8 protein-coding genes are annotated in these 10,211 nt (G+C 68.2%); 5 read left to right on the top strand and 3 right to left on the bottom strand.

Annotated elements, in window-relative coordinates:
- Together VFJ21_10350 and VFJ21_10355 are read left to right on the top strand one after the other, a co-directional pair.
- A partial coding sequence (locus tag VFJ21_10350; GenBank protein HET7407519.1) for a fatty acid desaturase occupies positions 1 to 1,007 on the top strand: 1,007 nt, incomplete at its 5' end.
- Positions 1,004 to 3,181 (top strand): glycogen debranching N-terminal domain-containing protein, encoded by a 2,178-nt coding sequence (locus tag VFJ21_10355; protein ID HET7407520.1) that lies wholly within the window; start codon positions 1,004 to 1,006, stop codon positions 3,179 to 3,181. The genes VFJ21_10350 and VFJ21_10355, both read left to right, overlap by 4 nt.
- Here VFJ21_10355 and VFJ21_10360 read toward each other — a convergent pair.
- Both VFJ21_10360 and VFJ21_10365 read right to left on the bottom strand, forming a co-directional pair.
- Positions 3,102 to 4,190 (bottom strand): glycosyltransferase family 4 protein, encoded by a 1,089-nt coding sequence (locus VFJ21_10360; GenBank protein HET7407521.1) that lies wholly within the window; start codon positions 4,188 to 4,190, stop codon positions 3,102 to 3,104. The two genes, VFJ21_10355 and VFJ21_10360, sit on opposite strands and share 80 nt — an antisense overlap.
- Before the next feature lie 185 nt (positions 4,191 to 4,375).
- Positions 4,376 to 4,762 carry a hypothetical protein gene (locus tag VFJ21_10365; protein HET7407522.1) on the bottom strand — a complete coding sequence of 129 codons (387 nt, stop codon included), beginning with the start codon at positions 4,760 to 4,762 and terminating at the stop codon, positions 4,376 to 4,378.
- 310 nt (positions 4,763 to 5,072) lie between these two features.
- Between VFJ21_10365 and mobF the strand changes: the two genes are divergently transcribed.
- Together mobF and VFJ21_10375 are read left to right on the top strand one after the other, a co-directional pair.
- Complete coding sequence (gene mobF / locus VFJ21_10370) at positions 5,073 to 7,931, top strand: MobF family relaxase (protein ID HET7407523.1); 2,859 nt, start codon at positions 5,073 to 5,075, stop codon at positions 7,929 to 7,931.
- A 55-nt stretch (positions 7,932 to 7,986) separates the two neighbouring features.
- Positions 7,987 to 8,268 (top strand): hypothetical protein, encoded by a 282-nt coding sequence (locus VFJ21_10375; GenBank protein ID HET7407524.1) that lies wholly within the window; start codon positions 7,987 to 7,989, stop codon positions 8,266 to 8,268.
- A gap of 18 nt (positions 8,269 to 8,286) precedes the next feature.
- On the opposite strand, the gene VFJ21_10380 is transcribed toward VFJ21_10375, so the two are convergent.
- The gene (locus VFJ21_10380; GenBank protein HET7407525.1) at positions 8,287 to 9,552 is read right to left on the bottom strand and encodes a hypothetical protein; all 1,266 of its coding nucleotides are present in this window, start codon (positions 9,550 to 9,552) and stop codon (positions 8,287 to 8,289) included.
- A 235-nt stretch (positions 9,553 to 9,787) separates the two neighbouring features.
- Here VFJ21_10380 and VFJ21_10385 point away from each other — a divergent pair.
- Positions 9,788 to 10,211 (top strand): thioredoxin domain-containing protein (locus VFJ21_10385; GenBank protein HET7407526.1); only part of this gene is annotated, 424 nt, incomplete at its 3' end.

Raw genomic sequence — 10,211 nt, forward strand, 5'->3', positions numbered from 1 at the left:
CACCCGCACGGCAGAGTCGAGCGTCCTCGGACTATGCCGAACTGATGGCTGATGTCCAACAGGCAGGGCTGTTGGAACGCTCACTGCCGAGATGCGTGCCACGGTTGACCGCACTCGCGGTGATGGTCGCCGCGGGAATCCTGATGTTGGTGCGGATCGGTGACTCCTGGTGGCAACTCGCGACGGCGCTGTATTTCGGGGTGGTGTTCGTGCAGCTCGGCTTCCTCGGTCATGACGCGGGGCACCAGCAGATCTTCCGAGCCAAGAGGTGGAACGATCGCTTCGGGCTCGTCGTCTCCAACCTCGGTGTCGGCCTCAGCTACGGCTGGTGGGTCGACAAGCACAACCGGCACCATCGCAACCCCAACGAAGTCGGACGTGATCCGGACGTGGAGCGAAACATCCTGGCCTGGAACAGCCCGCAGGCGAGCCAGCAGCGCGGGCTGCTCCGCGTCATCGCTAGCCACCAGCACCTCGCGTTCTTTCCGTTGTTGCTGCTCGAAGGGTGGAACCTGCACGTGGGAAGCGTGCGGACGCTGGCGCACCGGTCACGAAACCGTGTAATCGAGTCCACACTGCTACTCGTCCATCTGGGTGGGAGTCTCGCCCTTCTGCTCGCCGTCATGTCGCCGGTCAAAGCGGTCGTCTTCGTCGTGGCGCAGCAGTCGGTCTTCGGCCTGTACTTGGGGTCGGTCTTCGCGCCCAACCACAAAGGCATGGACATGCCGACGGGCGGTAGCCGGTCCGACTTCCTGCGACGCCAGGTGCTGACCTCCCGCAACATCATCGGCGGTCGCGTGACGGCAGCGGTGTTCGGCGGGTTGAACTACCAGATCGAGCATCACCTGTTTCCCAGCATGCCCAGCCGCAACCTGCGCCGATGCCGCCCCCTCGTGCGCGCGTTCTGCCTGGCACGGGATATCGCATACACCGAGACCAGCCTCGTCGCCTCATACCGATGGGTGCTGCGCTACCTACGCAGCGTCCAGCCCGATCAGATCGGGTGAGTGCGGGGAAACCGGCCGCGGCGCGAGGACCCTGGTCGCCGCAGCAGCACCCGGTCAGCGTTGAGCAGCCCGGTGGACTGGTCACCATCGTCGAGGGATCCTCGTTCATCCTCTCCGACCGCAGCGGTGACGTGCGGCCGGGCGATGCGGCTGGACTGTTTGTACTCGATGCTCGGGTCCTCAGCACATGGGAGTTGCTCATCGACGGGCATCCGTTGGAGCCACTGTCCGCCAGTGTCACGGAACCCTATTGCGCGACCTTCGTCGCGCATCCCAGCCCGCAGCGGATAGTGGGCGTGGACAGTTCCCTGTTGGTCGTTCGGCAGCGTTGGGTAGGCGACGGGATGAGGGAGGACCTGCAGCTGCGCAACTACAGCACCAAGCCCGTCACCGTTGCCCTCGAACTTCGGGTCGCGAGTGACATGGCTGGCCTGTTCGAGGTCAAAGCCGGCCGCGCCCGCGTCGAACGCGATCCCGTCCAGGTCGATGACGTACTGCACACCAGCAGCGTCCGCGGTGGAGTACGGCGAAGCGTCAAGGTCACGGAGCACGCCGCCGGCGAGCCCGGAGTCGCTGGCCACGAAGGCCTGTCGTGGGCGTTGACGATCCCCGCGAAGGGCCAGTGGCGCACCTGCCTCGAGGTCGCTACCTCCCTCGGCGATCGGGACATCGCACTGCAGTACGGATGCGGCGAGCGGCCCGCCGCCGCGAAGCCCAGCCAACGCCTGGTCTCGTGGCGCCGACGGACGCCGCTGCTCGTCACCGAAGACCAGCGACTCAAACAGGCGATCGGCCGCGCGGTCGACGACATCGGGTCGCTGGTCATCGAGGACCCAGCGCATCCGGATTCCCCCGTCGTTGCCGCCGGCGCGCCGTGGTTCATGGCGCTATTCGGTCGCGATTCACTGCTCGCCTCCTACATGTCGTTGATCGTCGACCCGGGTCTCGCGATCGGCGTGGCGCAGACACTGGCTCGCCTCCAAGGCGTCCGGGTCGATGCGGCGACCGAAGAACAACCCGGGCGGATCCTGCACGAAGTCCGGTTCACATCCGAAACCGGGGACGGCGAGACCGGTCACATCTATTACGGCACCGCCGATGCCACGCCCTTGTTCGTCGTACTTGTCGGCGAGCTGAGCCGGTGGGGCGTCTCACCGTCAGTCATCGACGGGTTGCTGCCCCACGTCGACCGGGCGCTGGAGTGGATCGAACGCTACGGCGACCGCGACGGCGACGGGTACGTCGAGTACCGGCGGCTGGCGCCGGAAGGGCTGCTCAACCAGGGTTGGAAAGACTCTTGGGACGGCATCAGCGACGCGGACGGCGAGCTTGCCAGCCCTCCGATCGCACTGGCCGAGGTGCAGGGCTACGTCTACGCGGCATACCGCGCGCGGGCCGAGCTGGCCCGGCTCCGATCGGACACCGCGACCGCAGAACGTTACGAATCGAAGGCTGCTGTTCTCGCAACGGCCTTCGACCGGGATTTTTGGGTGCCCGATCGCGGCTGGCTAGCAGTTGCACTGGACGGTGACAAACGGCAGGTGGACTCACTTGCCAGCAACATGGGCCACTGCCTGTGGAGCGGCATCATCCTGCCGGCGCGGGCTCCCGCGGTGGCCGCGCAGCTGATGTCCCCGCAGATGTTCAGTGGTTGGGGAGTGCGCACGCTGGCCGAAACCATGCCGCGCTACAACCCGTTGAGCTACCACAACGGCTCGGTGTGGCCACACGACAGCGCGATCGCGGCGGCGGGCTTGATGCGCTACGGATTCGTCGACGAGTCCTGCCGGTTGATCGACGCCGTGTTGGACGCGGCCGCGGCTAACAGTGGTCGGCTGCCGGAGCTGTACGCGGGTGTGGATCGCAGCGAGCTGCCCGTTCCGGTTGGCTACCCGACATCCTGTTCCCCCCAGGCTTGGGCCTCGGCCGCTCCCCTGCTGCTGTTGCGGACGCTGCTGCGGCTGGAGCCGCGGCTGGACATCGGGACCTTCACGACGGCACCCGTTGCCGGCAACCTGTCACCCGACGAGGTGGAACTGAGCTTCGCCGGGTCGCGCATCCAGATCCGCGTTGATGACGACCGGGCCGTGACGGTCACAGGGCTGCCGGCTGACGTGGCGGTCGTGACCGAGCCTCGTCGGGAAACACACGTCCCGGCGCGTCCGCAGCCATGATCCGCTCGTACGCCGCGAGGTGATCCTCGACGACCCGTGCCGTGGAGAACCGGGTCAAGACGGCGTTGCGGCACGCACGACGTTCCAGGAGCGGAATGTCGCCAACCCGACGCACCATATGTTCCTCGTCGGCGCACAAGAACCCGGTGCTGCCGTCCTCGACGATCTCCGGAGCCGCACCGTTCGGAAAGGCCAGCACCGGAGTACCAGCAGCCAACGCTTCGATCATGACCAGCCCGAATGGCTCCGACCATCGGATCGGGTTCACCAGCGCCGCCGCGTCCTGCAACAAGCTCAGCGCTTCCGCTCGGCCGACCTCGCCCACGTACTCGATGTCGCCGCCTAGCAACGGCTTGACCTCGGCAGCGAACCAGTCGCGTTCGGCAGGCTCACGCATCTTCGCCGCGATCCGAAGTGGCATGCCCGCCTGCCGCGCCACACGCGCGGCGACGTCGGCACCCTTGACCGGGTGCATGCGTCCAAGGAAAAGCAAATAGCCGCCGGCGCCCGGCCCGGGAGTGATCTCCTCGGGGTCCAGCCCGTGGTGGATGACGCGAGCTATCTGAATCCCCTGCAGCGACGCCTCGACCGCTTGCGCGTGAGAGATCGCGATGATCGGCACGCGACGTGCGAACGAGCGGTAAATGTCGCTCACTTCCGGGGTGAACGGGCCGTGGCTTGTCGTTAATATTGGCGGCGCTCCGTTGCGTCGGCCGATGGCGGCCCCGGCCAGGGTGTGATCGTGCACGACGTCACATCCCGCAAGACAGTCGTGCCCGCGAATGACATATGCCAGCTCGACCGTGGTCAGCCCGATCTCGTCAGGGCGCGCCGGCAGCGTGTGCGGCACCGTTGGGACCGGACAGGTCGAATCGCCCGGCGCGAACAACAACACCTCGTGCCCAGCGGCCACCAGCCCACGGGCCAACCGGTCAACGACGGCTTCCGTCCCGCCGTACGACGGCGGCGGAACCGGGACCCACGGCGGCGCTAGCAAGCCGATCTTCATCGGGCCCCGGTCGACCGACGTGCTGACTTAGCGGGCATGCGGGCGTCCATTCCTGGTGCGGGACGGCCGCGGCGCGCAAGGGTCCAGACAAGCCGGGCGCGTGAATCGCCACCATTCTACTGGGTTGAGACTCACACCCCTGTATCTCGCGCTTCGCGCAGATACGACCCCCGCCGCAGGACTTGTCAGCGGGACGGGTTCCACCGTCGGCGCCGTCGACCCGGTGGTTCGACGGCGTCGTCTTCAGGTTGTGCCTGCGCGTTCAGAAGTCGGGCGACAACGGGGTGCGGCGGGCGGAGTTGATCTTGTAGTCGGGCGGCGAAGTCGATCGCTTCGTCGCGCTCGCGGCGTAGTTCGGCGTTGTCGTGTTCGAGCCAGCTGACCCGGCTTCGCAGCATGCGTACCTCGTCGGCGAGGCTCTGTTCCTCGTCGGTGCGGGCAGTGCGGCGGCGCTCCTCGTAGGCGCGTTGCCGGTGGGCTTGGCTGCAGTAGCGGGGGGTGGGGCCGGAGCGGCGTTCGACGGTGAACTGCTCACCACAGAACGCGCAGCGGGCGGTCCGTCTTCCGGCCATGCGCGCAGCGTACGACCTGTCACCGACGCTCCCAGTCGAGCGGCCCCAGCCCATCAGTGACGAGTCGAGGTGGGTGTCCCCACCTGTCAGTGACGGGCCGCGGGACCGTCCTTGGCGCTGGATTGGGCACTCATTTTACGCGGGATATTCGTCACGTTGACGGGTCGGGGGACTCGTGGGGGCGTTCGTGGGGACCCCGGCCCGTGACGATGCCGCGCATGGGCGTGTGCGTGTCGGTTCTGGTAGCGGTTCTGGCTCGGTCCGCCGCGACGCTGCTCGCCATGGAACCGGCCGGCTGGGGTGAGCCGTCGTGATCTCGATCTCGCGTCTGGGCTCCGGATCGACCGCTGCGGACTACTACCTGGAGAAGCAGGCGGGATGCGAGCTGGACTACTACACCGGCGTCGGCGAGGCGGCCGGTCGTTGGCTGGGCGACGGCGCTCGCGCCCTCGGCCTGGACGGGGCGTTGAACGCGGCGGGGGAGCAGATGCTGCGTGGGCTGCTGTCCGGGTGCGGCGGGGACGGGCGGCCGCTGGTCAAGCCGGTCCTGCGTGCCGACCCGCGCGGGCTGCTGCTCGCCGAACCCCTCGTCCGCGCCTTGGACGCGACCGGCCGTCGTAGCGGTGCCGATCTGCTCGGCGACGCCAAGACGGCGACCGCCTTCGACATGGCGGTGGCCGCGGTGGATGCGGGGAAGCCATCGACACTGCCGGCGGACCTGGTCGGGCAGGTCGCAGCGGCCGCCGGGCTCGACGCGGTCGCGTTGTACCGGTCGGTCGACGGCACCGACACCTACACCCCCGCCTTCGCCCACGCCGGGGCGAAGGTCGACGTGCGCCGGGCCGGGCTCGACGTCACGGTGTCGGCGCCGAAGAGTGTGAGTCTGCTGTTCGGGATCGGCGACCCGGCCATGTCCAAGGCGGTACGCGCCGCGCATGACGTCGGGGTCAGCGAAGTGGTCGCCTACTTGCAGCGGCACGCCGCGACCGCCGCCCGCGGGCATCACGGCGGCGGCCGGCGGGCGCCGCGGATCGGCACCGACGGGCTGATCGTCGCCGCGTTCGACCATCGCACCAGCCGCGCCGGTGACCCCCAGATGCACACTCACCTAGTCATCCCGAACCTGGTCCGCGGGGCGGACGGCCGTTGGTCGGCGATGGACACCAACTCTCTCTACCGGCACGCGCGCACGGCGAGCAGCCTCTACCACGCCGTCCTACGCGGTGAGCTCACCAAGACCCTAGGTGTCGCCTGGACGCGGGTCGACAAGGGGATCGCGGAGGTCGACGGGATCCCAAGGTCGACGATCGAGCACTTCTCCAAACGGCGCGGTCAGATCGTCGACGAGCAGACGCGGCGCGGCTGGTTCAGCACCAAAGCCGCGCAAGTCGCGTGCCTCGTCACCCGCCCCGCCAAAACCCACGAAACGCCGGCGACGTTGCGAGGGAGGTGGGCGGAGGAAGCGGCGACCGTCGGACTCGACGCGCTCATTCTGCAGCGACTCACCGGCAGAACAGGCGGACCCGACGAACCCGCCATCGACGTGCTCGCGACGCGGCTGTTCGGACCGGCCGGTGTCACCGCCGACCGCACGACGTTCACCCGACAGGACCTCGCCCAAGCGATCTGCGAGACCCTACCCGCCGGAACACCGGTCCGCCTCGCGGACGTCGACCGACTCGTCACCACCCTGATCGCGCATCCCGACGTACTGCCCGTCGTCGGTGACGGTCCTCAACGCCGCTACACCACCCGCGAACTCGTCGCCACCGAACAGCACGCGCTCACCCTCGCCGACAGCCCGCGTGAACGGCCGGTGCGGATCATCCCGGCCCGGCACGTCGGGCGGCTCATCGTCGGGTCCGGGCTCAGTGACGAACAGCAGGCGATGGTCACCGCGCTGGTCAGCAGCCGACGGCACGTCGATGTGGTCACCGGACCTGCCGGGTCCGGCAAGACCGCCGCGCTCGCTCAAGCGGCGCGGCTCTGGTCGCTGATTCACCGGCCCGTCCAGGGCGCGACGGTCGCGTGGCGCGCCGCGCAGAACCTCGAAGCCGCGACCGGGATCCCGACCCGTAGCGTCGCCGCCACCCTGCGCAGCGCTGATACCCACGGACTACCGGCCGGGGTCGTTCTCGTGGTGGACGAAGCGAGCCTGGTTAACACCAGAACCCTCACCCGCCTCCTCGAGCACGTGCACCGCGCGGACGGAACACTCGTGCTCGTCGGCGACCCAGAACAGCTGCCGGAGATCGGCGCGGGCGGACTGTTCGCTGCCCTCGCCGACCGCGACACGACGATCAGGCTCACCGACAACCAACGGCAACACGCCACGTGGGAACGCGCCGCCCTCACCCAACTGCGCGAAGGTGACAGCGCTGGCGCGCTCGACGCCTACGTCAACCACGACCGCGTGCACACGACGCTGACTAGTGGCGAGCTGCTCGAACAGGTCGCTGCCGACTACGCCGCCGCAGCAGGGCGCGGTGAGCAGGTGCTCGTTCTCGCCGCACGCCGCGTCGACGTCGCACAGCTCAACCGACACATCCGCGAGCACCTCATCCACGCCGGCGCCCTCGGCGGCGACGAGCTTCGCGTCCCGAGCGACCGCGGTCCGCGCGCCTACCGAGTCGGCGACCAAGTCCTCGTCACCGTCAACGACCGCGACCGCGGCCTGCTCAACGGCACCCGCGCCACCATCACCGACCTCCAGCGTCGCCGCGGCACCGTCGAACTACGAACCGACGCCGGGCAGCGAGTCGTCCTCGACCGCAACTGGCTCGCCAGCGGACACCTCGAACCCGGCTACGCCAGCACCATGCACAAAGCCCAAGGTGTCACCGTCGACACCACCCTCATCTACGGCGCCGGACCGCTCACCCGCGAACACGCCTACGTCGCGTTGTCCCGCGGGCGGCTCGCCAACCACATCTACCTCGCCGTCGACACCGTCGACATCGACATCTGCGGCCCGCAGGTCAACCAAGCGCGACTCGACGAGGTGTCGCTCACCGCCGACCTGCTCGAACGCATCAGCGTCAGCGGCAGCCACCAACTCGCCAGCCGCCAGACCTGGCCTCCGACGCCAGAACACGACGACGGCTACGGCCACGTTCGCGACCTCATCAACCACCACGACAACGACCGCGGCTACGGGCTGAGCCGATGAGGCGCAACGTGGCCAGGGACGCGGACTTCGTCATCGCTTCAGGTGGGGAAGCTCGATGACGACATACGAACTTCCCGACGGCGCCGATCCTCGCCACACCTTCCTTTCTGCGCGCGACATCATGGCGCGCTACGGATGGGGCCGGACCAAGTGTTACGAGATGATGCGTCGCGCCGACTTTCCAACCGCCGTTGGTGGTGACCGTTATCGGCTGGACAGCCTGATGGCATGGGAGGACGCCCAACTCGCCGCACGTCCCGCGGCGACTTCCGTGCTGCCCCCGTTTCCTGCGCGAAAGCGAGGTGTCCGCCGCGATGTGCCGGCGCGTGCGTCGTGACCGGTCACCGCGGTCTCGCTAGTAGTCCTCCAACTGCTTGGTGACTGTCGTGAGTGCGTCAGCCCCGGAGCGCACGTAGTGCGCAATTACCGTCGCCAACTGATCCCCGAGCCACGCGGCGACATCGGCCCACTCCCGGCGCAGCTCGTCATGCCAGAACGCAGCAGCGTGATGCCGCAAGTTGCGATACGGGATGAAGGCCGGCCAGGCGTTGTCTGGGTCGTTCTTTGCCACCCAACGACGGACGCGATGCCACCGATCGTTCAGCAGCTCGCTGCGCGGCGGACGCCCTGTATCCGTGTCGACGAACACCCACAACTCATCTGCCGGGTCGACGGGCACTTCCCACCAACGATCTGGCGAGGTCGCGAGCTTTCCGCGGCGAACCCGTTCCTCCGCTTGCGCCCGCGTCACCTCTGCTCCCGACGCGTCCCGCGGCAGCCCAAGCAACACGGCGCAACGCGGCAAGAGCTGATCCAGGACGGACCGAGGCAGCGGCGCGTCGTGAAGGACGCCGTTCTTGACGGGGCCCCGGAACGGTTCGCTGTCGGCCTGCCGGGGTTGGGTCCACGAGCCATTGACGGCAACCACGCCTCTGTCGAAATACACGTCGATCGCGCGGAGACCGTGCTGCTCCGAGAGGCGCAACCCGCCGTAACCTGCGACCCGAATCTGCGTACCGAACAACGGCAACCGCCGAAGCTCGACCGGCCCGGTTCGCGTGAGTTGGTCGGCGGCGGCAGCCATGCGGTCCACCTGGTGCCGCTCCGGCCGAAGCTCGGGCGGAACGTAACCGCGGCCAGCGCCATGCAGCTGTTGCTGGCGAGGCAGCGCGAGCCCGTCGAGCGGATCGACGTCGCGCGACAGCCATCCCTCGCGCCAAGCCAGTGCGCGCATCGCGGCCATGTCCTGCCGCACGTCTGCCAGTCGGCCGACAGATCGCACCCCACGGGACTGCGCCTCCGCGATCACCCGGCGAGAATGCTCTACTCGCCACCGCGACACCGGCAGGTCCCCGAGGACCGGGCGAATGTGCACCTTCAGGCGGCTCTCGCGTTGCTCGACGGTTCGCGCCGCCTTCCCTCGAGCGCGGGAATCAGCCAGGTAGAGATCCGCCAGAGCGTCGCCTGTTCGTTCCCGCTGAACACGTGCCCGCGCGGGGCCAGTCGCCCGCGCGTCCAGAGCCCGCTCGACAGCAGTAAAGATGCGCCTGGCCTCGTCCTCGGTGGGTGCTGTGCGGCTCGTCCACACCCAACCGTCAGGCGTCTCCTCTTTGAAGGTCACCCGGTAAAGCCGGTACCGGCCACTGGGTGCGTACAGAGCCGGACGCCACGGCCGCAGACCGCCACCGTGAGTACGGGGCCGGCCGGTGGCGAGGACCCGCTGCGGGGCGGCCATCAGTCGCCACTGACACTGACGTCGAGGGAGCAGTTGGACATCTCATCTGTCTTTCTCGTATGTCTAGCGCAACTATGAGACAGATCAACGCACTGGTCAACAGTGCCAGGAGGCAGAACGCATGGCGAACCGGCTAGCGGACTCAACGAGCCCATACTTGCTGCAGCACAAGGACAATCCTGTTGACTGGTGGCCGTGGTGCCCTGAGGCGTTTGATGAGGCTCGGCGGCTGAACAGACCAGTTCTCCTGTCCGTCGGCTACGCCGCCTGCCACTGGTGCCACGTCATGGCGCACGAGTCGTTCGAAGACGAAGCGGCCGCAACGTACGTCAACAAGCACTTCGTTGCGATCAAGGTCGACCGCGAGGAACGCCCCGACGTGGACGCCGTCTACATGGAGGCGACGCAGGCGATGACCGGCCACGGCGGCTGGCCGATGACCTGCTTCCTGACGCCCAGCGCCGAGCCGTTCTTCTGCGGCACCTACTTCCCGCCCGACGACCGGCCCGGCATGCCGTCCTTCCTGCGGTTGTGCGCGTCAGTGG

Source organism: Mycobacteriales bacterium (assembly GCA_035690485.1).
In the GTDB taxonomy this organism is placed as follows: domain Bacteria; phylum Actinomycetota; class Actinomycetes; order JAFAQI01; family DASSKL01; genus DASSKL01.

Bases quoted from the DNA above. Each gene is read 5' to 3' on its own strand.
- VFJ21_10360 (HET7407521.1), bottom strand. From the start codon at position 4,190: ATGAAGATCGGCTTGCTAGCGCCGCCGTGGGTCCCGGTTCCGCCGCCG.
- VFJ21_10365 (HET7407522.1), bottom strand. From the start codon at position 4,762: ATGGCCGGAAGACGGACCGCCCGCTGCGCGTTCTGTGGTGAGCAGTTC.
- VFJ21_10375 (HET7407524.1), top strand. From the start codon at position 7,987: ATGACGACATACGAACTTCCCGACGGCGCCGATCCTCGCCACACCTTC.